We start from the raw sequence: 23,529 nt of genomic DNA on the forward strand, positions 1-23,529 counted from the left end.
TACAGGGCACAAGGCGACGTGTTTGGAGATTGCCGGGGCAATTTGAACAGGGCGTTGTTATGAGTTCACGGGAGCAATGACAAACTATCAACGCATCCTCGTCGAGCACGCGGCTCCGATAACCCGTGCGCAGGAACGCGCATTGTTGCGAACCGCGTTCGCCACGAATCCTGGTTCTTTGGTAATACGTCGCAAGCTCGCATTCATGGGAATGGCAGCCGATGCGTTCGACGAAGTGATTCAATTGCTGAGCGCGATTGCGCTCGATGAACGGCAGTACAACGATAATCTCATCCTTGCCGAGGCTCATCTCGCGCGAGAGGAATTCGACGATACCCGCCTCGCTGCTGCCGCCGCCAGTTTGGCGATTGCGATAGCTGGGGATCGCCACGAACGTGCGGCCGCGCTCGCTACACGTGGCAGGGCCGAAGTCAGGCTGGGCGATATCGAGGCGGCGCGCACCACGTTCGAAGAAGCGCTGGAGTTGGACCCGGCCAACAAGAATGCATGCAAACGGCTGGTATCGCTGCATCTAAAGGCCGGGGACTGTCGCGGCGTGCTCGAGCTTATCGATGATCTGGCGAAGCGCGGGTCGCTACATTCGCGCGCGCTGGCCGCGCGCACGCTTGCGCTCGCGCGCCTTGGCGACATCGAAGCAGCTCGAACGAGCGTGAACCACGCGGTATTTCGCCATCGTCAGCAATTGCCCACCCCACCGGGCTGGCCGAGCCTTGCAGCCTTCAACGCGGCGCTAGCGCTAGAACTGCTGGACCATCCTGGCTTGACCTATGACCGCTACGGGACCGCATCCGAACGCACATGGCGCATCGACGAGCCGCTGGCGGGCGGGCGCCCCCTGGTGAAAGTGCTCGTATCGTTGCTGGCCAAGGCGGTCGACGCATACATCGATCGATTGCCGCGGATAGATCATCCTTGGATCTCCGCACGGCCCGAACGGGGCATCCTGCACAGCTGGTGCGTGATTACAGAGAGCGCCGGGTTTGAAACCTGGCATGTCCACCAATTCGGCTGGATGAGCGGCGTATATTATGTCGATGTGCCTTCTTCGATCACGAAAGGCAGCGGACCGGCGGGATGCTTGGCTTTCGGCATTCCGGAAGACGAAGCAGGCCAAGAGGCAGCGGAGGCGTTCGGTTACGAACTCGTCCGCCCTCAATCGGGATCGATGCTTCTATTCCCTTCACACGCCTACCACCGTACCTTCCCGCACGGGGCAACGGAACGGCGCATCTGTCTGGCGTTCGATATCTGGCCGGCATGAAGCGCTGCATCGCGTACGGCCTTGTCACGGAAACCGACATCGCAGTGCGAGGCGCAGACCCGTTGTCATGCGGCGCGAGTGCGCTCGTTGCCGAACTTCGAATCGAGATAGGCGCGCCTTTCAACGCAACAGACGCCAATAGCCCCATCTATTGGCTGGAGAACGGGTATCTCCACTTCGCACCGGCGGGCGTGGGCCGCTATCGGTGTGCGCCCAACGGAATCGAGATCAACGTCGCGCCCGCAGCCGATCCTGAACTGGTCGAGGGACTGCTGATCGCAACCGCCTTGCCTGCTTTATTGTGGATGCGCGGCGCGTTCGTGTTGCATGCTGCCGCAGCACTATTGCCCGGCAGCGACAGGGCCGTAATCTTTGCAGGCCCATCGGGTATCGGAAAGTCGACGATCATCGCACAACTGACTGGGCATGGCGCACGGCTGATCGCAGATGACAGCGTATGCCTTGCGCTGTCAGCGAATGCGGTATCGGTCAGCGGGCTTTGTGAGGGCTACTTCCTGAGCGAAGCCGCCGCGTTGCCTCGCCGTTTCCGCTCCGTGCCAGCCGCTGCTCGCTGTCAGGAGGCCCAGCTCGGCGCGATCTGCTTCGTGACGCGCAACGAGAGCCGTGCTCCGTTCGAGCGCATATCGGGCGTCGGCGCAATCGAGCAGCTTCTCGTCAACCGCCACCGGCCGAAGGTACCCGATCTGCTGGGACTTCACGGCAGTCGATTGCACGATTGCGCGCAAATAGCGCATCGCGTACCCGCGTATTTCTGGCATCGCGGCGAATCCAGACCGGCGCTTTCATCCGTAGAGCACGAGACTCTGGCCAAGCTGGCTCGGGGGGAAGAATGGACGAGACTGTCTGGCACCGCAACGACGAGTGGATCGGCGCGAACATAGAAGATGCGCTCGTGATGATCAGCGTCGAGCGTGGTAATTATCTTTCATTGAACGCTACCGCGGCCGCGGCATGGGAAATCCTGGAAACTCCCACGACAGCTAAGGCGCTCTCCGAACAATTGAGCGCACGCTTCGCGGTAGCGCCCGATCACTGCGCAAAGTCGGTCGCGGCCATGCTCGACCGTTTCGAGAAGCTCGGCCTCGCTATTGCGCGCTGATTGCGGGTGAATGCTTCGCATAGCTTTTGCGCATCTGCGTTTGGGCTGACCTGGCGCGCAGATCTCCCGCTCACGCCGTTCGATGCGGTCGCGACACGCGCCTACGACGTAGACATCGAGCACACCGATCGTCTGGCGGACCGCGCATTCCCATGCGCGGTCAACACTGGCGAAATCTACCCCGACGGATGCCGGGTAAAGTGGCGCGACGAAATGGTGTTCGACATGGTGGGGGGCGTGCGCATCCAGTATTTTCCGGGCCCGGGATGGACGGGTGAGCTGCCTGCGAGCTTGTTCGGTACGGTGGCTGCGCTCACATTGGCCTGGCGAGGCGCCTTGCCACTGCATGCGTGCGCAATCGAACTCGACGGCGACGCATTCCTGATCGCAGGCAGGTCCGGAAGCGGCAAATCGGTACTTACCGCCGACCTACTTTCGCTCGGCGCGCGGTTCGTGAGTGACGATCTGTCGGTGCTGCACATCGGCGCTAACGGTCTGAGCATTTATCCCGGACGGACGACGATGCGCCTCGATCCCGCGCTGGCCGACGAGATCGAGGCGTTAGAGCGGCAGCCAGTCAAGGGCGACGCGCGCGGAAAATGGCAATTGCGCCCCCTCGGTCGCACCGCACATCAAAGCATGCCAATCGCCGGAATGCTGCTACTCGGCGAAAGCACGGCGCCCGTTACGCCAGTGGAGCGTCCGGGCTTGCTTTTGCAGCAACTTTTTCGGCCAAAGTGGCTTGCAGCGTTCCCCAACCACCGGACGCGGCTTGCGCAAATTCTGCGCCATGGCGGCTCATTGCCGATCATCCGCTTTCCGGCAATTTGCGCCGCGACCGTGCGCGACCGCAGGCAACGGGCTGCGGACGCGCTGGAGGCGATCGCTTTGATCCACCGGCCGTGAGCCAGTTCAGCGCTTCTAATACCGTACCCAGCCTGCGAGCGGTGCGCGGCGCGCTGGCAGCGCATGCCTATCGTACCGACAAGATTCGCGTGATCGATCGATGTGTCACTGGCTACTCATGCCTCGTCGCGTCGCGTCAGGGGCTGTTCGCCGTCGCTCCCGCCGCCGCCAAGCTCGTCGCTTTCGGCCTGTTCTTCGGCCTGCGTCGCCACGACGACATGCTTTATCTCTTCGAGACGTGCGATCCCTCAAGAGGCCCGTCGCGGATGGGACGTTTGTTGCAGATGCGGATTGATCGCGGACGCCTGTGCGACGAGCAGGTCATCGCGACCGGACTCGACAATCAGTGTCACCAGCTCGCAGTGATCGGCACGGAAGTCTGTATCGTCGACACCGCCAACCAAGCGATCGTGCTTATAGCCGGTGACGGATCGACAAGCGCCACGCTTTTCCCGTTCGGGAACCCGGTCGTCGACGGCTATCATCATATCAATTCGATCGCACAGGCAGACGGCCATACGCTGGTGTTGCTGCACAATGCCGCGGGCGGCCGCATTGGCCCGAGCGAACTTGCCTGGCTCGACAGGGACTGGCGGGTCGTGCGGCGCGAAACGCTGCCGGCCACCGGATGTCATGACATCGTTCAGGATGAGGACGGACTGTTATGGCATTGTGCCTCGATGGACGGGGCCCTGATGAATTCCGCCGGCCTGCACTGCAGGGTAAGCGCCGAAATGACCCGGGGGCTCGCCTTTACCGAAGAAGCGGTCATCGTCGGCACATCGCAGTTCGCTCGCCGAGAGGGGCGGACAAGAATCGGCGGACACGTACTTTTCCTTGATCGCGCGATGCAGCGCTTGGCGCAGGTCGAACTGTCCGGCGCACCGACCGAGATCGCCGCGCTATAGCCCGTCGTTCGGCGCGTCGGATCGCTTGCGAAACACGAACTCGGCCGTGTCTGCCGCATCGGCGCGTCGGTCGTTGGCGGTGTAGAACGGGCCGCAGTGCGGTTTGCATCCGGGAGTCGGAATGGTGGCATAGCGGCTGGCGAGATCGGTATCGCAAAGCCGGAAATTGCTGCCCCACATCACCAGATATCCGCCGGGCTTCAGCAGATCGTCGAGCTGGTGCATCAGAAGCTGCGCGCGCGCGAACGGCAGGATCGCTGCGCAACTTTCCGGGAGCTCGCTCTCAAGACGCGCGTGGCGCAGCACCGAAAGACAGAAGACCGCATCGAACCTCTCAATTAGTGCTGGGTCTGGCGGCGCGCCTGCGCAAACAAATGTCACCCGTTCGACCGCGAGACGGGCTGCAAGTCTTCGCGCAAGCCTGATCGAGCGCGGATTGATGTCGATCGCGGTGACATGCGCATTCGGCAGCACTTCGTAAAGCGAGAGGGCCTCTTCCCCGGTCGAGCAGCCATAGGAAAGCAATCGTGGTTCGACGACGCCCGCCAACAGATCCCTCACGGCGGCGAACAGCGCTGGATGCCGGTGCCACCCGGTCGTCGGATGGGGCTGGCACAGCAGGTGCCCCATGTGGCGCTCGAGATTGCGAATACTGCGCGCCTCGGGCCACACGCGTCGATATGCCCTGCCGCATAGGCGTCGCACCGCATGTGCGATCATTGTCGGGCACGGCTGCCTGGTCGAACTGCCGCATCCACCAGCAGCCGCATGTCCTTGTGCGAGAGCGTGACATCCACAATGTCGCCTCGCGCCGTCTCGACCGGCGTGACCAGATCGAACAGCGACGCCCCCCAGGAGTTCGCTCCTTCGCTGTCGAACGGGTCGTTTTCCAGTATGTCACCATTGCCGAAATCAAGGCGGAGCCATTGCATGATCCCATCGATCCGCCCGCCCTCCGACATGAGCGAAATCGTCTCGGATCGGGGCCCGAAGGGCGCCGGCGTCTCGTAATTCATGCGCAGTGCCCCGGTGGGCGCCGAACAATAGGTAACGTCACGCTTCCTGCGCAGCGGTTTCTGCCGGCCCGGGACGTTGAATAGGTTGAACAGCGACATGTCGAAGCCTTCGACCGTGCCGACCCGCCGAGGCGGCTCGTTCGACCGGGCAAGCGCACATCGAATTTCGGCTACGGGGGGAAGCGCCGGCGCTCCTGCTACAAGCAATCGCGCACGTGCATCGCGCAGCGCGGCTGTCACGCCTTCATCGAACAGACGAGCCCCAAAAATCTCGTGGACGATGAGCTCGGCGGGCGCAGCCATGTCATCGGGTATCCGCAGCTCGTTCGATCGCTTCGCTATCACGCGAATGCGATCCGAAAGGCCGTTCCGATCGATGATTGCGCGGGCCATAGCGGCGATGGTCGGCTGCTCCTCGCAAGTCGTCACAAAGGCCCCTGCCTTGGCGCATAGCATTGCCAGCAGGCCGCCCCCCGTTCCGATTTCCAATACGCGCATCCCCGGTTTAACCATGCGCTCGATTGCGCGCGCATAGGCCTGGTTCCTGGCGCCATCGAGCAGCATCGGCACGTGGAAGCTCTGCACCCCGACGGCAAAGGCATGACCGATCATGTCGCGCACGGCCATATTCTCGGGCGCCGCCTCTATCGCCGCTACGGCCAGCGCCACAGCATCGTCCTGTACTCCCTTCGCGTGCAGGAGTACGCTGAGCATCGCCATTGCGCGGGCGTTCCCGCGAACCTTGGGGAAGCGTGACAGTATATCCTCGGCCAATCGCTCTCTCCGGCGTAGACTGCTCGCTCCGGTAGCGCTGCTTTGATCTGCAATGCGAACTGCGACGCCAAATTGCAAAGGTAATGCGATTGCGGTATCGGGGCGCCAACACGATCAGTCGGCGTAACGTGTTTTCAGGCAGATCTCATAGGGAGGCGACGCATGACGGACGGTAAGGGCAGCGAGATGGCAACCGATCTCGCCGAATGGATCGAGCCAGAAGTGGTCGAGCTGAGCGTTTCGGAGACCCAAGGTTTCCCAGGTCGCGGCGGCGACGGCGGTCGCTTTATTGATTGCACGCTGTCCTAAGCGCTCAGCGGGGCGCTGCCAGCGCTTCGCTTTGCCACCATCGAAAGAATTCAACCGCCGCAGCGGTCATTTGCACTTGCGTGGCGAACGCGTTCGAGATCGGTCCGCCTTTTTCGATATGTAGCAGTGCGTTCCGCAACCATGCAGTATCGAGCCATCTCGTCGCCGCGTCCACGGGATCGTCCGTCATGCGGGCGATCGCTTGTCCGGCATGCTGACGCATCAGCAAGGCATGGGTCGGTGAAAAGCTGAGCTTGCTGGTCCGCTGGACAATCGCATCCGGAAGCAGGTCGCGCATCATGTGCCGGATCGGCGCGCGATTTTGATTTCCGTAGCTGGCAAACGCGGCCGGGTAGCCGGCCATCAGGCGAATCAGCCTGCGATCGCGAAACGGATACACGCAGCGCAGCGCGGGAATGCTGCAATTAGAGGGCTGGCCGGCCGCCTTTGCTGCCCCATGCAATACACCAAACGTCCCATCATCGACTCTGTCAGAGCCCTCGGCAACCGGCTCAACCAACGCAAGCGGATGAGCTGGTCGCGCATCGGGGGACAAGCGAACGAGAAATTGATCGTCCAGATCGCTTTGCGTGCGCTGCCCCATCGCGTCTCGAATAGCTGCCGCCCAGCGTCGCAGTGTCCGATGGCGAGGATTTGCGCCCTCGATTGCCGGAACGTTCGACACGGTAAGCTCGCCGAACAGGCCATCAATCAGCAGGTCGCAGCCGTGATCGTGCGCCGCATCCTCCAGCGCTTCATACAGATAGTGTCGAGGCGACTGCAGCGGCGTCTCGAACGCGCTGAACGTCCGGTTCGTGGGCCTGTAGATGTCGCGCGTAGCGTTGACCCGAACGGGAAGCATTGGCACGTCCAGGTGGGCGCTTACTAAAGAGGCCCATTTGGTCTCATCCGCAACGCTGCTGTCGATCGGCGCGGCCGAGGTAAGACATAGCATTCGCGCCTCCGGGGGAAGCGCGAGTGTGCCCAGAGCGGAGAGCAGCGACGAATCAAGCCCGCCGCTGAGCATAAATGCCGCAGCGCCCCCTCGGCGCAGTTGCTGCGTCATGATGCCCAGCATGGTCTCGCGCAGCTCGATTATCGCGTCGGTGAACGCTATACGTCGTTTCGGGGGCGGCGCGGCTGGTGTCGCTAATCTGCGCTGAACGCCATGGGCATCGACGATAATTTCCTCACCGGAGCGCAGTTCGAAGACATCCTTGATGATCGTCCTGCCGCACATTCCTTCGCGAAGATTGTACGTGCCCATCGATCTGAGCATCATTTCGGGATCGAACTCGCCACTGACCCATGAAAGCTGCGTCAGCCTTGATAGGTTTGGCGATAGGGCCACGCGCGCGCCGTCAGTTGTGAAGTAACAATGGTCGCGGATGCATTCGCCCATCACCAGCGTCATCCGGCGCGCGGCGATATGCCACCGCATCATCAGCCATTCGCCCAACAGCTTCGTGGCCATATCCGCGCCCCAGCGGACATGTGCCATAGCAGCGAGCGTGGCGCTTCCGGCATTGCGGTCCAGCCCGAGCCGATCGGCAACCTCGTGCGGCTCATCAAGGTGGCCTAGTAGCGCGCACGGCCCATCCGGCATCTGCGCGAAATGAATCGCCGAGTTCTGACCGTCCCGTATGTCGATCGCGCAGCCGTGCTCGAAAAATAGCTGAGGGCGGGGTCCAAAAGAGAGGCTACGCAAGTCGCTTGGGTCCAGAGGCGCATTGTCGAGCGAAGCCAGCGCGTAGACCCCGTTCTTCATCCGACGAACCAGCCAGCATAGACAAGGCGGGGTCCACCGCTGATGAGTGGCGCAACGCGATGTTCCAGGCGGCCGGAAATCTCGAATATGACGGCCGTGCCCAACCTGTCATGCTTGAAGGAGAACAGCGGATCGGAGCTACCGACGTTGCGCAGTTCGAACAGCCCGCCTTCGTACTCGAGTTCGTCGAGAGCAATGGTGATCGCAAGGCGGCGCGACGAGCTTTCCGGCGTGTTGAGATCATCATGCCAATCGAGGTGGTCTTCTGAATTAGGCCAGGTACGGGCTATCGCGCCTCCCACTCGCATGATGGATTCACAGCCGGTGGTATGCTCTAGCCACCTGAACAGCGACGATCGCGATAGAAGCAGGTCGATCGCCTTTCCCGCGACCGGCGGGCTTTCGATCTCGCGGTGGCCGAGACCGTCGATTCGGTTCGATACAAAGTGACTCCGCCCGATCAGCATAGTCAGCTTGCGCATTAAATCGACTGGGATGGCGTCGCGGAGAACCAGCGCACGCTGTTTTGCAAACGCCGCGCGCCAAGCCGTTGAGTCGGCGGGAAGCAGTGTTTCGCTTTGACCGATCTCCAGCATCGTGTCCCGGTTGTTCCCGAAGTCTTAGGCCGCCTCCTCGGCATAGTCGATCGCATCTCGGTTTCCACCACTTGTTACGACCAGCGCGATGGCGCATTTCCAACTGCGACGCCCATCTAGCGGGAAAGGCTGCGGTTGCGGCAACGTGTTTTGCCCGGTGGCGTCGCATAGCGCATCTGCGCATCGAACCTTGGCATGGCAGAGTCGCAGATAGGCATCCCGCCGGTAGCGGCGCGTTGACAACGCGACCGGGCAACCCATAGCGCTGCCAGAACAAGCGCGGACCGGGACTATCGCTGCCAATAGGGCAAACGAAAGGAAAATCGTGCTGTGCGAGTGATGGAAACTCTCCGCCCGTGCGATCGCTTGCACTCGTCGCGAGGCTGCGCAGCAGCCCGCGTTGTTCGCCTCTATGCGACCGGGGCGAGCACCAGCGTTGATGCGAATGCCGCGCGGGGGGCATCGGAGTGAAGGCGACCGACCCTTGCGCCTTGTGATCTTGGCTTCCTTCCGACGCCTCGGCGAAGCCCTGTTTGCTTTCGCGGGAGGTCGCCGCGTAGCGTTGACGATGACGCTGATGCTGTTGGGCGCGATACTTGAGGGCGTGGGCCTTGCGATGCTTGTACCTCTAGTTGCGGTGCTGGCAGATGCCGAGGGTCGGGCAAGCGGAACGATTGCGTCGCTTCTGGCGCAGGTCGGTATCAGTTCGCCGTTCGGTCAGCTTGCCGGTCTGCTCGGCTTTTTCGTCGTCATCATATTGCTGCGGGCGATCGTTCTGATGGCGCGCGAGCGCGCCCTCGCCCGGCTCCAGATCGAGTTTATTGAGCACGAGCGATTGTGCATCATCACCGCCGTAGCACGCGCCGACTGGTCGCAGCTATCCGGCCTTCGTCACGCCAGAGTAGTCAACGCGCTAACAGTCAATATCCAGCGCGTGGGCGGAACCGTACAACTGTTGATGCAGATCGTCGTCTCGCTGCTCATGTTCGCCGCGCAGTTGATTGTAGTCCTCGCGCTCGTTCCCGGAGTCGGCATCGCCATTTTAGTGTTCACCCTCATAGGCGCAGCTCGGCTGTGGTTCGGCATCCAACGAGGTCTGCGACAAGGCGTGAAAATCGGCAGAGCGCAGCTTGGCCTGACCGAAACGACCGAACGCCTCTTGAACGGCCTGAAAGTGGCGACTGCCGAGAACGCGCAAATGGCCTTCGTACAGGTGCTTGCGGATACCTCGACTGAAATGAGCGCAGGACAGATTGCGTATCAACGCGAGTTGAGCCGCTTTCGCGCAACCGTTTCGGCGGGGATAGGGCTTGCCGGCGCAGCGATGCTGCTAGTTGGGTTCTGGACGCAGGGCGGTACGCCCACGTTGCTGGCAGCATTGCTCATCATCAGCCGCATGGCCGGCCCGGCGCTCGGCATCTACCAAAATGTCGAGGTCTTCGCTACGTTGCTGCCTGCGCATACCGAGATTCGTCAGCTCGAGCAGGAGCTTCGAACGATGCAGGTGCGCGCGCATGACGGGGCCGTCGATCTGCGCGGGACCGTCCGCCTCGATAAGGCTACTTATCTGCATGCCGATGGCGGCGGGATTCACGACGTGACCTTGACCATCGAACCTGGCGAGATCGTCGCCATCACGGGTGCTTCGGGATCGGGCAAGACGACGCTGATCGACCTGCTGGCCAGCCTGTTGTGTCCGCAGTCGGGCTCGATGCACGTCAACGACCTACCGCTTGATGGCGCGCTGGCTCCGTGCTGGCGCGAACACATCGCGTATGTAGGGCAGGACGCGTTCCTGATGAACGACACGATCCGTACGAACCTGACCTGGGGCTGCCGTCTACAAGACGATGCCTCGCTTTGGCGAGCGCTCGAGCAGGTCGAGATCGCGCAGACGGTGCGCGCGATGCCGATGGGATTGGACACCATGCTCAACGAGCACGGCGCCAGGCTGTCGGGCGGGGAACGTCAGCGAATCGCTCTGGCCCGTGCATTGATGCGCCGGCCGTTCATGCTGATCCTCGACGAGGCGAGTAACGCCATCGACATCGAGACCGAGAACAAGATCATGATGCGGCTGGCGGCCGTTCGGCCACGGCCCATCATTCTGATCGTTGCGCATCGAACCGAAACCCTACGTGCGTGCACACGACAAATTAGCGTGATGGGGGGCCGCGTAATCGAGGACAGGGTGCGCCTGCCAGATGGTCTATGTTGCCAGCCGATTCGGGTTAAAGAGGTATAAGCTCGCAAGGCTCTGTCAGACCAAATGCACCGCCCGTTTGCGGCCAGTTGCTAATCAGTTTGCATGCCCCGCCCGCGCAACCCCGCCAGCCCGTTCCGGTACGTCAACTCGTCGCCGGAAGTGATCCGGCCGCTCGTGATGATGTACGTCAGCTTCCCGCTGTCGCTGCGGAATGTCGAGGACCTGCTGTTCGAGCGCGGGATCGATATCAGCCATGAGACGGTGCGGCCGTGGTGGAACCGGTTCGGCCCGATGTTCGCCAGCGATATCTGGCGGCAGCGGGTATCAGCGATCCGAGGATTGGCCTCGGGCGTTACCCTTTTTGATGCCAGGTCCTTCGGCATCGCATCGTCCAGCATCGCCTCGGCCAGTCGCTTCTTCAGTCACGAATTTTCCTCCTCAAGCGATCGAAGCCGCCGGACCTCGCACACACCAAGACCGCCGAACTTCGATTTCCATTTGTAGAAGGTCGCATCGCTGATGCCGTGCCTCCGACACAGCTCGGTGGCCTTCACGCCAGCCTCGCGCTCGCGCAGCACGCCTATGATCCAATTCTCGGTCAACGGTCTGGCCGCATCGCTCGTCCCCGTCTGCGAACTAACTTGGAAATGGCATGTTTTCCGGGAAACACGTCACGTCCGCTGCGTGGCATACCCGGGCACACGCGGCGCCTACAGCCCAGTCTGCTGAGCCTGCGGACACGCCGTATTTCTACGGTAAAAAATACTTTGTTTACCGACCGACCACTTGATGGGAGCGCGCCCAAGCGGAGAAGGTCTATGGAAAATACTTCCGCCAATCTTGGCAGGATACAGTTCTTCGGAGTCGATGATAACGACTACAAAAGCTTTCCCAAGATTCTTAGGTTGCTGAAAAAGCACGCACCGGGTGCGCTCGACGACTTCTACACGAAGATGTCCGCAACGCCGGAAGCAGCTAGATTCTTCAATTCGCGTCAGTCGATGGACCATGCTCGCGACAAGCAGTTCAATCACTGGGTCCAGCTTTTCTCACGTGAGATCGGTGACACGTATTTCGCGAAGGCCGAGCAAATCGGTAATGTTCACGCACGGATCGGCCTGGCCCCTACCTGGTACATCGGTGGCTACGCGATGGTCCTGGAGCGGCTGATCTGCGGCATCGTGGCGGAATCGCCGATCGCCCGGGTCGCCGGCAATCGGCTGGGCCACCTCATAGGGTCGATGGTCAAGTGCGCACTTCTCGACATGGACGTCGCGCTATCGAGTTATTTTCGCGCCGAAGAAGCGCAGCGGCTCGCCGTAATCGCGCGCGTCGGAGAAGCGCTGGAGGCGCTGGCCAAAGGCGACTTCACGATCAAGCTCGATGGTCTGCCGGATACCTTCGGAAAGGTCGAACAGGACTTCGAGTTCATGCGCAGCCGGATCAGCGAGACGCTGATGCAGGTGTCGGAAACCGCCGAAAGCATCAACACCGGCTCGATCGAGATCAGCCAGGCCTCCGATGACCTTTCCGCGCGTACCGAGCAGCAGGCGGCCTCGCTCGAGCAGACCGCGGCCGCGATGGACCAGTTGACCGGCGGTATCCGGGAAACAGCCGATGGCGCCGCCCACGTAAACCGCTCGGTCGCGGAGGCGCATGGCGACGCAACGCGGGGCGGCACCGTCGTCAAGGAAGCGGTCGCGGCGATGGACGATATCGAACGCTCGGCGCAGGAGATTGCGCAGATCATCAACGTGATCGACGGCATCGCTTTCCAGACCAACCTCCTCGCGCTCAACGCGGGCGTCGAGGCGGCGCGTGCGGGGGATGCGGGCAAGGGTTTTGCAGTGGTTGCGAACGAAGTGCGCGCCCTCGCACAGCGCTCGGCCGACGCCGCCAAGCACATCAAGGAACTGATCGGCGAAAGCTCCAAGCAGGTTAGTCGCGGCGTAGATCTCGTCGGTCAATCGGGTGCCGCGCTCGACCGGATCGTCGGGAAGGTAGCGGAAATCGCCGGCCTTGCCGCTAACATCTCCGAACTCGCCGCCTCGCAGTCGAACAGCCTGCAACAGGTCAATGCCGCAGTCGGCGAGATGGACAAGATGACGCAGCAGAACGCCGCGATGGTCGAGCAATCGACTGCTGCGGCGCGCAGCCTCGCGGGCGAGGCCGACCAACTGACCGGCCTGGTTTCGCGCTTCACGTTGTCGAGCGAGGGGCATTCGGCGATCGCTCCCGTCCGGGCGGTACCGCAACCCACGCGCAAGAAGGCCGTCGTCCGCTCAGCCTCCCGTCCGGTGACACGCGGCAACCTTGCCGTCGCCCACGCCGAGGATTGGTCCGAGTTCTGAGCATCTGAAGGGGAGACGGAGCAATGCGCCGCCTGACCATGCTGCCGGTGCTGGACCGATCAGGCGTCCGGCTCATGGCAAACGAACTGCGCGACATGCTCGATCTGGGCGGTGCGATCGGCATCGACGCCGCGAAGGTGGAGCGGATCGGACTGGCTGGGATCCAGCTTCTGCTCAGCGCACTGCGCACAGGGGCGGAGGGGACGACCGAAATCCGCCTGATCGCAGCCTCGCGGGCAGTTGAGGAGGCCGCACGGGTCTGCGGTGTCACCGAACGGCTGCTTGGCGACCTGCTGGCCGCTGCGGAGGTGACGGGATGAGCCCCGACGACATCCAGTCGATCTTCTTTCAGGAATGCGAGGAAGGCCTTGCCAGCGCCGAAACCGCTTTGCTGGCAATCAAGGCCGGTGAGCATGATGGCGAAACAATCAACACGATCTTTCGCGCGGTCCACTCGATCAAGGGCGGGGCCGGAGCGTTCGGCTTCCATCCGCTTCAGTCCTTCACCCACCTTTTCGAAACGTTGCTCGACAAGGTGCGTGACGGCGAGCTTTCGCTCGACCCGCCATTGGTCGAGCTGCTGATGGGCGCGTTCGATGTGCTTGCGGACCATGTGACCGCGATCCGTGGCGAGGGGGAACAGCCCGACGATGCGGTCATGAAGCGGGCGCTGCGCGATGCGTTGAGCGCCGCGCCCGCGAGTGCCCCGGGTCTCGCGTCCCAAGAGCTTGGGCTGTCGTTCGACATTGACGCGATGATGGCCGAGCTCACCGTGCGTAGCGATATCCCCGCCCAGGACTGGCGCGTCACGTTCATGCCCGCCGCGGGCGATCTCGCGCACGGCGGCGAACCCTTGCTGCTGCTGCGCGAGCTGGCGGCACTAGGCGGACAGGTGGTCTCCGCCGATCCCGATCGCGTGCCGACGCTCGACGCGTTCGACCCCGACGCGGCCTATATGGGTTGGACGCTGCGCCTGCCAGCAACAGCTGAACGAGCGACGATAGAAGAAGTGTTCGATTTCGTGTCCGACCCCGGCTCGGTCACGATTGAGCGGACTCAATTCGACGATGCGATGAGATCCGCGCGCGAGGTCATCCTTCAATCCCGGCCGGTCGCTCCACTGGCGACGCCGGCAGCCGAGCCGCCTGTCGCCCAGGCGCCGCTGGCTGCGAAACAGCCGAAGGTCGCGGTGGGCGCCACGATCCGCGTCGACCTCGACAAGCTCGACCGGCTTGTCGATCTGGTTGGCGAGCTTGTCATTACCCAGTCGATGCTGTCGCAGCGCCTTGCCTCCAACGGCCTGGCCGCGGTGGAGGAACTTGCCGACCTCGACCAGCTGACGCGCGAGCTTCAGGACAGCGCGATGGCGATCCGCGCGCAGCCGGTGAAGTCGGTTTTCAGCCGCGTCCCACGCATCGTCCGCGAACTCGAGGCCTCGACTGGTAAGCGCGTCCAGATCGAGGTGGAGGGTGAAGCCACCGAACTTGACAAGACGGTGATCGAGCGCATCGGCGAGCCGCTGACCCACCTCGTCCGCAACTGCGTCGATCACGGTATCGAACTTCCCGCCCAACGGCTTGCCAAGGGCAAGCCTGCTGAGGGGCTGCTGCGTCTGTCGGCCGAGCACAAGGGAAGCCGCATTGTCATATCGGTGAGCGACGACGGCGCGGGTATCGATCGCGAGCGGGTGCTGGCGATAGCCACTGACCGCGGCATCGTAGCCGCCGACGCGCGCCTGTCGGACGAGGAGATCGAGCAGCTCATCTTTGCCCCGGGCTTTTCCACCGCGCGTGAGGTTTCCAACATTTCCGGCCGCGGGGTCGGCATGGATGTAGTGCGGCAGAACGTTCAGGCGCTGGGCGGTCGCATCACCATCCAGTCGCGGCCGGGCGAGGGGTCGAGCTTTGCGCTGGCGCTGCCGCTCACGCTCGCGATTGTCGACGGCATGGTCGTGTCGGTAGGCGATCAGACCTATATCATCCCCCTCACCCATATCGTCGAAAGCCTGCGGCCCGACCGGGATCAGGTGCAGTCGACCGGCCTCGGCAATCGCGTGCTGAACGTCCGCGGTGCGTTTCTGCCGGTACTGGGCATCGGCGATCAGCTCGGCCTGACGGGGGCGGTGAGCGAACCGTCGGAAGCGGTCCTGATCGTGGTCGAGACCGAAAGCGCGGGGAGCGCGATCCTGATGGTCGATGCGATCATCGACCAGCGCCAGGTCGTCATCAAAAGCCTGGAGACGCATTACCAGCAGGTCGAAGGGGTCGCAGGTGCGACGATCCTGGGGGACGGGCGCGTCGCGCTGATACTTGATGTCGAGGGACTGGTGGATCTGCGCGCGCCAGTGCCGCTCAGGTGCGCGTCGTGACCCCCGCCGCGATCGCTGCGCCCGATGCGCGCGATCTGTCGGCGGATGATTTCGCCGCCGTCGCACGGATGGCGCATGCCCATGCCGGCATCGTCCTGCATCCCGGCAAGCGCATTCTCGTCTCCTCGCGTCTCGCCAAGCTGGTGCGCGCGCACGGCTGCCGCGACATCGCCGAATATATCCAGCACATCAGTCATGATCCGAAAGCGCGGACCGCCGCGATCGAGGCGCTGACCACCAACCACACGCGCTTTTTTCGTGAGGACCATCATTTTCGCCATTTCGACGAGATACTGCGGCCCGAAATCATCGCCGCGCTCGACAAGGGTCGGCGGGTGCGGATGTGGTCCGCAGGATCATCCTCGGGCGAGGAAGTCTATTCGCTGGCGATGACCCTGCTTGGCTCGAACGAGCGCGAGGGGCGGCGCATCCTGTCGCGCGACATTGCGATGCTGGCGACCGACCTTAACGGCCAGGTGCTCGATGCGGGGCGCGCGGGGCGCTACGCCGCCGAAGCCACCGATGCGATCTCGGAACCGCTTGGACGGCTATGGACCGAACGTTCCGCCGACGCTCTGACGATCAGACGGGAAGTCCGCGATATCGTCCGTTTCCGCCAGCTCAATCTGCTCGGCGAATGGCCGATAGCGGGGCAGTTTCAGGCAATTTTCTGCCGTAACACGATGATCTATTTCGATGCCGCGACGAACGAGCGGCTGCAATGCCGGCTCGCCGAAAAACTGCTGCCCGGCGGCTATCTCTATATCGGTCATTCGGAGAGACTGCTCGGCGCGGCAGCGGGGAAGCTCCGGCCCGTGGGGCAGACCGTGTTCCGGAGGCCGGTGTCGTGACGGTTCGCGCGCTCGTCATCGACGATTCGCCGACGATGCGAGGCATCGTCGCAGCACTGCTGCGGCGCGATCCCGAGGTCGAGGTGGTCGGCACCGCCGCCACCCCGGCAGCGGCACGGTCGATGATCCGCGAGCTCGATCCCGATGTCATCACGCTCGATCTCGAGATGCCGGGAATGGACGGCCTTGCATTTCTCGAGAAGATCATGCGGCTGCGCCCGACGCCGGTCGTGATGGTGTCGGCGCATACCACCCGGGGAGCCGAGGCGACGGTGCGCGCGCTCGAACTGGGCGCGATCGATTGCTACGCCAAGCCCGCGGGCGGATTAGGCGCGCTACGGGATCTGGATGACGGCGGACTCGCCGCGATGGTCAAGCTGGCTGCCGGATGCCGCGACCGCCTGCAGCAACCGCGCCGCGCCGCGCGGTTCGCCGAGCGCTTCCGCTGGAACGGCAGGATCGCCGCGATCGCCGCATCGACGGGCGGGGTGGAAGCGCTGGGCGCGCTTCTCGCTGGCTATCCCGACAACGGTCCCCCGACCATCGTCGTTCAGCACATGCCCGCCGGCTTCACCCGGATGTTCGCCGCCCGCCTCGATGCCAGGGTCGCACCGCGCGTGGTCGAGGCCGAAGATGGAATGCCGGTCGAGCAGGGCCATGTCTATATCGCGCCCGGCGGCACGCGACATCTGACGGTCAGCGGGCGCAAGCAGCTCGTCTGCCGCCTGAACGAAGGGGCACCGGTTTCGGGGCATCGCCCCTCGGCCGACGCGACGTTCCACTCGCTCGCGAGGCACCCTGCCGAGCGCATCGTCGGTGCGATCCTGACCGGCATGGGAGAGGATGGAGCCGACGGGCTAGCCGCGCTGCGCAAGCTCGGCATGCCGACGATCGGTCAGGATGAGGCGAGCGCGCTCATCTACGGTATGCCCCGCGCCGCCGCCGAACGCGGGGCGCTGGCCGAGATCCTGCCCGTCGACCGTATCGCCGCGCGCATCATGGAGCTTTGCCGATGCTGATGGCCCCGATCACGGCCGCGCCCCGGCAGCAGCGTCACAACGTCCTTCAGGGCGAATTCGAGGTTTCGAGCGATCCGCACCTCGTCCTGACGACCGTTCTGGGCAGCTGCATCGCCTGTTGCCTGTTCGATCCCGTCGCGGGCTTGGGCGGCATGAACCATTTCCTGCTGCCCACGCCGCCTGAGCATGTTCGTTCGGAGCCGAGCGAGGAAGCACGTCGCTACGGCCTTTATGCGATGGAGATGCTGGTCAACGGCATGTTGAAGCGGGGCGCGACGCGATCGACAATGCGCGCGCACCTCTATGGAGGTGCCAACCTCCATTCGGGAATGCGCGCTATCGGGAGCGAGAACGCCGAGTTCGCGCGGCGCTTCCTTCGCGACGACGGTATCTCGCTTGCGCGAGCCGATACCGGGGGCACGCTTGCGCGCCGCCTCGACCTGCAACCCGCCAGCGGGCGGGTGCGCTGCCGCGAGGTGGCACAGGCCTTTCCACAACTTCAACGGCCCGCCCTCCCGCCGACGTCGGGCGACGTCGAACTGTTCTGATTTGAGAGGAGAATCATGCCGAAGCGTATTCTGGCGGTGGACGACAGCCTCAGCATGCGGATGCTGTTGCGCGCCTCGCTCACCAGTGCGGGCTATGACGTGGCCGAGGCCGAGGATGGTCGCGCCGCACTCGAATGGCTCGAGAACAACGAGCCAACGCTCGTCATCACCGACATCAACATGCCGCGTCTCGACGGGTTCGGCCTGATCGCAGAGCTGCGCGCTCAGGAACGGTTTCGCGACATGCCGATCCTGGTGCTGACGACCGAAAGCTCGCCCGAGAAGAAAGCCCGCGCGCGCGACGCCGGGGCGACCGGTTGGATCGTCAAACCTTTCGATCCCGAGAAGCTGACGGTCGCGGTTCGCCGCGTGATGCATTGAGCGAAGAGGAGATAAGGGTCGTGCCCGAACAGCTCATCACCTTCCAGATCGCCGACAAGCTGCTCGGCGTCGATATCATGGCGATCCGCGAGATCCGCGCCTGGACGCCCACGACCGCGATCCCGCACGCACCCTCTTTCGTGCGCGGCGTCGTCAACCTGCGCAGCACGGTGCTGCCGGTCATCGACCTGTCGGAGCGGTTGGGATGGGGCCGGATCGATCCAACCGGACGACACGTCATCATCGTTCTGCAGATCGGCAGCCAGCTTAACGGCCTGATCGTCGATTCGGTGAACGACATCGTCCGCGTCGAGCCGGCCGAGATGCAGCCGCCACCCGAATTGGGCCAGGCGGGCGCAGAACGCTTCCTCGAAGGGCTGGTCGCGGTCGAGGATCGGATGGCGATGGTACTCGACCTTCGCGCCATGGCGATCGGTGGCGTTGCCGCCTCGCCGCTTGCCGACGCCGCCTGACCGCCTTTGTTTCTGCTTGTCGGAGTATTGTAGATGCCACCCGTCCGTGTCCTGATCGTCGACGATTCCACCACGATGCGTGCGTTGTTCACCACCATCCTGGAGGAAGCGCCGGGCATTACGGTTATCGACCACGCCGCCAATGCCGATGAAGCGCGGCGCGTCATCGCCCGCGACCGGCCGGATGTGATGACGCTCGACGTCGAGATGCCCGGCACCAGCGGCCTCGAACTTCTGCGCGAGGTGATGGGCGATCGGCCGATGCCGATCATCATGCTTTCTTCCCTGACTCAGAAGGGGTCGTCCGCGACGCTCGAGGCGCTCGAACTCGGCGCCTATGACTGCTTCCCCAAGCCCAAGGCGGCGACGATGGAGGAGTTCCACAAGATCGGCCCGCGCCTCGCCAAGCTGGTCAAGGCGGCCGCGGCCGGCAAGGCGTTCAAGTCGAGGACCGCGAGCGGCGAGGTGCTGGTCGGCAACGACTATGTGCCCGGGGACGGCGTCATCGTGCTGGTCGGCAATACCGGCGGCGTCGAGATGGTGAGCACCATCGTCAATCGCCTGCCCGCCAACTGCCCGCCCGTAATCGTTCACCTCGGCGACGCACACAATGTTGCCGACGCGCTGGTCGAAAAGCTCGACAAGACCGCGCGACCGGCGGTGCGTGCGGCGCATGACGGCGTGCCGCTGGAGAGCGGCAACGTCTACATCCTTCGAGAGGCAGCGCGACATGCCGTCGTCGATCGCTGGCCCGATGCCGCCATCCGCCTGATCGACGGCGAGCCCATCGCCGGCCATCGTCCCTCGGCCAATCTCCTCCTTCAGTCAGTCGCCAAGACTGCGGGCGGCCGGGCAGCCGTGGGAATGCTGAGCGGAATCGGTGACGACGGGATCGCGGTCCTCGGTGCGCTGCGCGGGGCCGGAGCAACGACTTTGGCGGTTCTGCCCGACGAGGCAAAGGCGCGCGAGTTGCCGGAGCAGGCGGCGATGATCGGGGGGGCGGCGGCGCGGCCACTAGAAGGACTGGGCCGCGAGCTCCTGATGCACGGCGCCCTCACGGCGCTTGCCGCATGACCGGGCTCGGGCTGTCGCATCGGCTGCGCGCGCAGATCGCCGACGAGCTTGAATGCACGCGCGAGGAGATCGAACGGCTGGGCGCAATCCTGTGCTCGGACCCGGCGTTGGTCGAACGCCACGTGTCGGCGCTTCAGGCGCTCGACATGCTGGGGCAGCAGCAGCTGGCTCTCGCCGCGATCCTTCGGGCCGACGACCCACAGGCAGCGATCGGCGATACGCCGCTCGAACGGCTGCGCGTACGATTGGAGCGCGCGCTGGAGCACGATGGCGGATCGTAAGAAAGGATCAACCAAGTTGCGGCAGAGTAGCGATCCGATCATGCCGAGGATTCTCATCATCGAGGACGACGAGGCACTACGTGGTGAACTAGTCGAGCTGTTCGGCGCCCTCGGCGCGACGGCGATCGGAGTGCGCGACGGGGCCGGGGCCGAAGCCGCCTGCTGCGAGCAGGCCTTCGACCTCGTGCTTTGCGACTACAAGCTGGAGCGCGAGAATGGCCTCGATGTTCTGCGCGGACTGGCACGTTGCGCACCGCATGCGCTTGAGGCCGACATCTATCTGATGACCGGACATCTCGACCTTACGCGCGCTGCGCGCGAAGAAATCGCGTGTTCGACTAAAGGGTTATTGATGAAGCCCGTACGTGCGGCGATGCTTCGGCAACTCGTCGCAGCGTCTCTGGATCGTGCATGCTGAACCTGGTCCGCCCGCGCGAACATGCGACTGCACCGGCGTTCTGGCCGCTGGCAGGCGTCGCATTCGTGGTGGCTATCGCTCTCTCGAGCATGCGGCTGGTCGCCGCACCGGGCTTCGAATTCTATCTGGGCCCGCTGTTCTACCTGCTGGCCTATCGCTGGTTCGGATTGACCGCCGGGCTGACGGTGGCCGCGGCAACCATGGCGCCGTCGATACTGTGGTGGGGGCACCCCGTTTCGGTCCTGCTGGCGCTCGGCCATGTGCTGGTCATCCATCGCTTCGCACGCGGCCAGCAGAGCCTTGCTTCGCTCACCTTCGTCTATCAGGCGACGATCGGCGTCGCTGCCGCGCTCGCACTTGTCTGGGTGCATTCTGACACGCCGATCGAGGTCGCGGCGGTTGTCTCGTTGCGCAAGATTCTGTGCGAAATCCTGCTCGCGGCGGTTGCCGATCTCATCACACTCGGGCTGATCGTCGATCCCGTTCGCGGGACGGTGCGCCGTGCCCGTCAATTCGGGCTTCAGCGGTCGCTTGAGGCCGCAGTATCGATCGCGGTCGCAGGCGCGACGACGCTGTTCCTTCTTGGCGAACTGCGACACGTCGGCGACCGGCTGGCGATCCACGAACAGGAAGTTGCACAGGCGGTAGCCGAACGCGAGCGCAAGGAGCCTTTGCGACCCGGACAGCGTTCGACCTTGTTGCTGCCGGGGGCTCGGGCGGCCATGCCCTTCGTCGTCGATCGCACCGCGACGATCGGCGCCGCAGCGGGCCGGATCGGCTGCGCGCGAACCGATGCCGGACAGGCAGGGCCCGACGACCGCGATACCTTCGCCTACTGGCTGACCATGTGTTACGTCGTGCCGGCGGGCCCAGGGCTGTCGGCGGCCGTCGCGCCGCAGCCCCATGTGCTGGCCCTGTTCGGTGACGTCCTCCGCGGCGTCACGCCGATGATGATCTTCCTGGTGATTGCCGAGCTAGGCTTGCTGGCCTTCGGCCGCGCGATCCGGCGATCGATGCGCCTGTGGGAAGCGGCGCTGCGCGGCTTTGGGGCGCGCGAGACACTTGCGCTACCGCACGCCCCCTTTCACGAAACCGACGCGCTGCTCCGCGCTTTCGTATCGACGAACAACGAGTATGTGGTGGCGGAGCAGGAGCGTCAGCGCCTGTCGCGCGCCGTCGACGAACTGCGCTCGACGATCGAGCTCAAGCTGTTCAACGATGTCGGGTTCGACCCTGCAACCTGCGCACTCCATTTCGTCAAGATCGATCCGATCACGGGCGAGCGCGGGCTCAGTTTTCCCGTCCACGGCGCCGATGCCGGACAGTTCGCTGCGAGCGCCGGCAAGCATGATGTGATGATCGAGTTTCGCCGCGGGGACAGTGGCGACGATCAATGGTATCTTCTGCTGGCGCATGAATATGACGAGGCGCGCGGCCACTGGCGCTATGGCTGCCTCATCCGGCTGCGAACCGCCAAGGCGTTTCAATCGCGAATGCGTCATAATGCACGGCTGATGGAGCTTGGCGGCATGGCGAGTGCGCTAAGTCATGAACTGCGTCAGCCGCTTTTCACCATCTCTCTTGCTGCCGAGAACGGGAGCCTGATGCTCGACCCTTCCGATCCGTCTGCGGCAAAGGTCGCAGCGAAGTTCGAGCGGATCATCGAGCAGGTAGAGCGCGCGAGTTCAATCGTACAGCGGACGAGCAGCTATGCGCGGCTCGAACGCGACGAGCGCGAACCGACCAATCTCGTGCAGGCGACCCATGATGCGATCCGGTTCATGCGGCCAGTGATGACCGAACGGTCGATTCACCTGCGGACAAAGCTTCCCGCCCATGTGCCGATGCTGCTTCTGCCCCGCATCGGGATCGAGCAGATCGTCGTCAACGCGCTTCAGAATGCCGCCGATTCAATCGATGCCGCACGCGAGTGCGGGCGGGCGGATGCGGGGCGCATAGCGATCGCTTTGTGGCAGGCCGCCGACGCGATGACCGTGACGATCACCGACGACGGCGCCGGCATCAACGATGCGGTGGGTCCGCGCGCCTTCGATGCGTTCTGCACCAGCAAGCCGGCGGGCAAGGGCACTGGCCTTGGCTTGTTCGTCTGTCGCCAGATCATGGACGAGGTGGGTGGATCGATTGCCCTGACCGCGAACGACGGACGCCCAGGTGCTACCTTGACGCTGCGGTTTCTCATCGCCGAGGAGCCCGGACGATGACGATCGCCGAGGCGGAGCGGAACGTCTTCCTCGTCGACGACGATAATGACGTGCGCGATGAGCTCGCGACGGCATTGTCGATGCGTGGCTTCGCGGTCCGGGCGTTTGCTGACGGTGAGACGTTCCTCGCGGTGCAGAACGTGCTTCCCGGCGGCTGTGTCGTGCTCGACCTCAATATGCCGGGCCTGAACGGGATGGATGTCCAGGCCGCGCTAGCCGAGCGCGACAGCGCCCACAAAGTCGTGGTTCTGACCGGCTCCGGATCGGTTCCTGCCGCCGTTCGGGCGATGCACGCCGGCGCGATAGACTTCATCGAGAAGCCGTTCCGGATCGAGGATCTGGTTCGGGCGATCGGCCGCGCGCTGACGCATCAGCGACAGTCGCTGCGCGAGGCCAACAGACGGCGCGAGGCGCAGGCACAGATCGATCGATTGTCCGAGCGGGAACGTGATGTGCTGGCAGGGATGGTGCTGGGCCTGGCCAACAAGATCATCGCTTATCGTCTAGGTTTGTCGGTGCGGACGGTCGAAACCTATCGCGCGCACGTCATGGACAAGCTCGCCGTGCGAAGCCTTGCCGAGGCAGTACAGATCGCGATCGATGCGGAACTGTCTCCCAAGGGGGATATCCTGCGAGTCGACCCCGTCGGCTGAGAACA

General features: G+C 63.7%; 24 protein-coding genes and 2 pseudogenes. 21 read left to right on the top strand and 5 right to left on the bottom strand.

What is annotated here, in order from left to right; translation table 11 throughout:
- Positions 1 to 76: 76 nt before the first annotated feature.
- From FBR43_RS13005 to FBR43_RS13025, 5 genes are read left to right on the top strand one after another with little or no spacing between them, the layout of a single operon-like run.
- Positions 77 to 1,282 (top strand): 2OG-Fe(II) oxygenase family protein, encoded by a 1,206-nt coding sequence (locus FBR43_RS13005; RefSeq protein ID WP_136943507.1) that lies wholly within the window; start codon positions 77 to 79, stop codon positions 1,280 to 1,282.
- The gene (locus FBR43_RS13010) at positions 1,279 to 2,184 is read left to right on the top strand and encodes a hypothetical protein (RefSeq protein WP_136943508.1); all 906 of its coding nucleotides are present in this window, start codon (positions 1,279 to 1,281) and stop codon (positions 2,182 to 2,184) included. The genes FBR43_RS13005 and FBR43_RS13010 overlap by 4 nt, the downstream gene beginning before the upstream one ends.
- On the top strand, positions 2,133 to 2,402 hold the full coding sequence (locus FBR43_RS13015; protein WP_136943509.1) for a PqqD family protein: 270 nt from the start codon (positions 2,133 to 2,135) through the stop codon (positions 2,400 to 2,402). The genes FBR43_RS13010 and FBR43_RS13015 overlap by 52 nt, the downstream gene beginning before the upstream one ends.
- Positions 2,403 to 3,308 carry a phosphoenolpyruvate carboxykinase (ATP) gene (locus FBR43_RS13020; protein ID WP_136943510.1) on the top strand — a complete coding sequence of 302 codons (906 nt, stop codon included), beginning with the start codon at positions 2,403 to 2,405 and terminating at the stop codon, positions 3,306 to 3,308. It begins immediately after the preceding gene.
- Positions 3,305 to 4,216, top strand: a complete 912-nt coding sequence (locus tag FBR43_RS13025; RefSeq protein ID WP_136943511.1) for a hypothetical protein — start codon at positions 3,305 to 3,307, stop codon at positions 4,214 to 4,216. Before FBR43_RS13020 ends, FBR43_RS13025 begins: the two co-directional genes overlap by 4 nt.
- Here FBR43_RS13025 and FBR43_RS13030 read toward each other — a convergent pair.
- Positions 4,211 to 4,846 (bottom strand): class I SAM-dependent methyltransferase, encoded by a 636-nt coding sequence (locus FBR43_RS13030; RefSeq protein WP_169542608.1) that lies wholly within the window; start codon positions 4,844 to 4,846, stop codon positions 4,211 to 4,213. The two genes, FBR43_RS13025 and FBR43_RS13030, sit on opposite strands and share 6 nt — an antisense overlap.
- An 86-nt stretch (positions 4,847 to 4,932) precedes the next feature.
- Positions 4,933 to 5,952, bottom strand: coding sequence for an SAM-dependent methyltransferase (locus tag FBR43_RS13035; protein ID WP_136943513.1), 1,020 nt, complete (start codon positions 5,950 to 5,952; stop codon positions 4,933 to 4,935).
- 216 nt (positions 5,953 to 6,168) lie between these two features.
- Between FBR43_RS13035 and FBR43_RS16230 the strand changes: the two genes are divergently transcribed.
- Positions 6,169 to 6,315, top strand: coding sequence for a hypothetical protein (locus FBR43_RS16230; RefSeq protein ID WP_169542609.1), 147 nt, complete (start codon positions 6,169 to 6,171; stop codon positions 6,313 to 6,315).
- Positions 6,316 to 6,319: 4 nt separating this feature from the next.
- Here the strand turns inward: FBR43_RS16230 and FBR43_RS13040 are convergent, their stop codons facing one another.
- Both FBR43_RS13040 and FBR43_RS13045 read right to left on the bottom strand, forming a co-directional pair.
- Positions 6,320 to 8,083: an asparagine synthase-related protein gene (locus FBR43_RS13040; RefSeq protein ID WP_136943514.1), complete on the bottom strand. Its 1,764-nt coding sequence runs from the start codon at positions 8,081 to 8,083 to the stop codon at positions 6,320 to 6,322.
- Complete coding sequence (locus FBR43_RS13045) at positions 8,080 to 8,679, bottom strand: 2OG-Fe(II) oxygenase (protein ID WP_136943515.1); 600 nt, start codon at positions 8,677 to 8,679, stop codon at positions 8,080 to 8,082. The genes FBR43_RS13040 and FBR43_RS13045 overlap by 4 nt, the downstream gene beginning before the upstream one ends.
- Positions 8,680 to 9,247: 568 nt before the next feature.
- On the opposite strand from FBR43_RS13045, the gene FBR43_RS13050 reads away from it, so the two are divergent.
- A complete protein-coding gene (locus tag FBR43_RS13050; protein WP_169542610.1) occupies positions 9,248 to 10,924 on the top strand; it encodes an ATP-binding cassette domain-containing protein in 1,677 nt (558 codons plus the stop codon).
- A gap of 138 nt (positions 10,925 to 11,062) precedes the next feature.
- Positions 11,063 to 11,185, top strand: a pseudogene (locus FBR43_RS16630) (IS6 family transposase); the annotation flags it as partial.
- Positions 11,186 to 11,310: 125 nt separating this feature from the next.
- Here the strand turns inward: FBR43_RS16630 and FBR43_RS13060 are convergent.
- Positions 11,311 to 11,487: pseudogene (locus tag FBR43_RS13060) on the bottom strand (transposase); the annotation flags it as partial.
- Positions 11,488 to 11,703: 216 nt separating this feature from the next.
- On the opposite strand from FBR43_RS13060, the gene FBR43_RS13065 reads away from it, so the two are divergent.
- From FBR43_RS13065 to FBR43_RS13125, 13 genes are read left to right on the top strand one after another with little or no spacing between them, the layout of a single operon-like run.
- Complete coding sequence (locus FBR43_RS13065; RefSeq protein WP_136943518.1) at positions 11,704 to 13,236, top strand: globin-coupled sensor protein; 1,533 nt, start codon at positions 11,704 to 11,706, stop codon at positions 13,234 to 13,236.
- Between the two features lie 23 nt (positions 13,237 to 13,259).
- Complete coding sequence (locus tag FBR43_RS13070) at positions 13,260 to 13,556, top strand: STAS domain-containing protein (protein WP_136943519.1); 297 nt, start codon at positions 13,260 to 13,262, stop codon at positions 13,554 to 13,556.
- The gene (locus tag FBR43_RS13075) at positions 13,553 to 15,604 is read left to right on the top strand and encodes a chemotaxis protein CheA (protein WP_136943520.1); all 2,052 of its coding nucleotides are present in this window, start codon (positions 13,553 to 13,555) and stop codon (positions 15,602 to 15,604) included. Before FBR43_RS13070 ends, FBR43_RS13075 begins: the two co-directional genes overlap by 4 nt.
- Positions 15,601 to 16,455, top strand: a complete 855-nt coding sequence (locus FBR43_RS13080) for a CheR family methyltransferase (protein WP_136943521.1) — start codon at positions 15,601 to 15,603, stop codon at positions 16,453 to 16,455. The genes FBR43_RS13075 and FBR43_RS13080 overlap by 4 nt, the downstream gene beginning before the upstream one ends.
- Positions 16,452 to 17,474, top strand: coding sequence for a protein-glutamate methylesterase/protein-glutamine glutaminase (locus FBR43_RS13085; RefSeq protein ID WP_169542611.1), 1,023 nt, complete (start codon positions 16,452 to 16,454; stop codon positions 17,472 to 17,474). The genes FBR43_RS13080 and FBR43_RS13085 overlap by 4 nt, the downstream gene beginning before the upstream one ends.
- Positions 17,474 to 18,022 (top strand): chemotaxis protein CheD, encoded by a 549-nt coding sequence (locus tag FBR43_RS13090; RefSeq protein WP_136943523.1) that lies wholly within the window; start codon positions 17,474 to 17,476, stop codon positions 18,020 to 18,022. Before FBR43_RS13085 ends, FBR43_RS13090 begins: the two co-directional genes overlap by 1 nt.
- A 15-nt stretch (positions 18,023 to 18,037) precedes the next feature.
- Entirely contained in the window at positions 18,038 to 18,403 is a 366-nt protein-coding gene (locus FBR43_RS13095) for a response regulator (RefSeq protein WP_136943524.1), read from the top strand.
- 20 nt (positions 18,404 to 18,423) lie between these two features.
- Positions 18,424 to 18,876, top strand: a complete 453-nt coding sequence (locus FBR43_RS13100) for a chemotaxis protein CheW (RefSeq protein ID WP_136943525.1) — start codon at positions 18,424 to 18,426, stop codon at positions 18,874 to 18,876.
- 33 nt (positions 18,877 to 18,909) lie between these two features.
- Positions 18,910 to 19,950 carry a chemotaxis protein CheB gene (locus FBR43_RS13105; RefSeq protein WP_249276591.1) on the top strand — a complete coding sequence of 347 codons (1,041 nt, stop codon included), beginning with the start codon at positions 18,910 to 18,912 and terminating at the stop codon, positions 19,948 to 19,950.
- Complete coding sequence (locus FBR43_RS13110) at positions 19,947 to 20,231, top strand: hypothetical protein (protein WP_136943526.1); 285 nt, start codon at positions 19,947 to 19,949, stop codon at positions 20,229 to 20,231. Before FBR43_RS13105 ends, FBR43_RS13110 begins: the two co-directional genes overlap by 4 nt.
- Positions 20,218 to 20,649 carry a response regulator gene (locus FBR43_RS13115; RefSeq protein WP_136943527.1) on the top strand — a complete coding sequence of 144 codons (432 nt, stop codon included), beginning with the start codon at positions 20,218 to 20,220 and terminating at the stop codon, positions 20,647 to 20,649. The genes FBR43_RS13110 and FBR43_RS13115 overlap by 14 nt, the downstream gene beginning before the upstream one ends.
- Complete coding sequence (locus FBR43_RS13120) at positions 20,643 to 22,871, top strand: ATP-binding protein (RefSeq protein WP_136943528.1); 2,229 nt, start codon at positions 20,643 to 20,645, stop codon at positions 22,869 to 22,871. The genes FBR43_RS13115 and FBR43_RS13120 overlap by 7 nt, the downstream gene beginning before the upstream one ends.
- Positions 22,868 to 23,524 (top strand): response regulator transcription factor, encoded by a 657-nt coding sequence (locus FBR43_RS13125; protein ID WP_136943529.1) that lies wholly within the window; start codon positions 22,868 to 22,870, stop codon positions 23,522 to 23,524. The genes FBR43_RS13120 and FBR43_RS13125 overlap by 4 nt, the downstream gene beginning before the upstream one ends.
- Positions 23,525 to 23,529: the final 5 nt, after the last annotated feature.

Origin of the sequence: Sphingomonas baiyangensis (assembly GCF_005144715.1) — a bacterium.
Classification (GTDB): domain Bacteria; phylum Pseudomonadota; class Alphaproteobacteria; order Sphingomonadales; family Sphingomonadaceae; genus Sphingomonas; species Sphingomonas baiyangensis.

Coding starts and splice junctions, on each gene's coding strand:
- FBR43_RS13110 (WP_136943526.1), top strand. CDS start 19,947: ATGACCGGGCTCGGGCTGTCGCATCGGCTGCGCGCGCAGATCGCCGAC.
- FBR43_RS13070 (WP_136943519.1), top strand. CDS start 13,260: ATGCGCCGCCTGACCATGCTGCCGGTGCTGGACCGATCAGGCGTCCGG.
- FBR43_RS13115 (WP_136943527.1), top strand. CDS start 20,218: ATGGCGGATCGTAAGAAAGGATCAACCAAGTTGCGGCAGAGTAGCGAT.
- FBR43_RS13030 (WP_169542608.1), bottom strand. CDS start 4,846: ATGGGGCACCTGCTGTGCCAGCCCCATCCGACGACCGGGTGGCACCGG.
- FBR43_RS13040 (WP_136943514.1), bottom strand. CDS start 8,083: ATGAAGAACGGGGTCTACGCGCTGGCTTCGCTCGACAATGCGCCTCTG.
- FBR43_RS13120 (WP_136943528.1), top strand. CDS start 20,643: ATGCTGAACCTGGTCCGCCCGCGCGAACATGCGACTGCACCGGCGTTC.
- FBR43_RS13075 (WP_136943520.1), top strand. CDS start 13,553: ATGAGCCCCGACGACATCCAGTCGATCTTCTTTCAGGAATGCGAGGAA.
- FBR43_RS13010 (WP_136943508.1), top strand. CDS start 1,279: ATGAAGCGCTGCATCGCGTACGGCCTTGTCACGGAAACCGACATCGCA.
- FBR43_RS13050 (WP_169542610.1), top strand. CDS start 9,248: ATGACGCTGATGCTGTTGGGCGCGATACTTGAGGGCGTGGGCCTTGCG.
- FBR43_RS13005 (WP_136943507.1), top strand. CDS start 77: ATGACAAACTATCAACGCATCCTCGTCGAGCACGCGGCTCCGATAACC.
- FBR43_RS13090 (WP_136943523.1), top strand. CDS start 17,474: ATGGCCCCGATCACGGCCGCGCCCCGGCAGCAGCGTCACAACGTCCTT.
- FBR43_RS13065 (WP_136943518.1), top strand. CDS start 11,704: ATGGAAAATACTTCCGCCAATCTTGGCAGGATACAGTTCTTCGGAGTC.
- FBR43_RS13125 (WP_136943529.1), top strand. CDS start 22,868: ATGACGATCGCCGAGGCGGAGCGGAACGTCTTCCTCGTCGACGACGAT.
- FBR43_RS13105 (WP_249276591.1), top strand. CDS start 18,910: ATGCCACCCGTCCGTGTCCTGATCGTCGACGATTCCACCACGATGCGT.
- FBR43_RS13015 (WP_136943509.1), top strand. CDS start 2,133: ATGGACGAGACTGTCTGGCACCGCAACGACGAGTGGATCGGCGCGAAC.
- FBR43_RS13095 (WP_136943524.1), top strand. CDS start 18,038: ATGCCGAAGCGTATTCTGGCGGTGGACGACAGCCTCAGCATGCGGATG.
- FBR43_RS16230 (WP_169542609.1), top strand. CDS start 6,169: ATGACGGACGGTAAGGGCAGCGAGATGGCAACCGATCTCGCCGAATGG.
- FBR43_RS13035 (WP_136943513.1), bottom strand. CDS start 5,952: ATGGCGATGCTCAGCGTACTCCTGCACGCGAAGGGAGTACAGGACGAT.
- FBR43_RS13045 (WP_136943515.1), bottom strand. CDS start 8,679: ATGCTGGAGATCGGTCAAAGCGAAACACTGCTTCCCGCCGACTCAACG.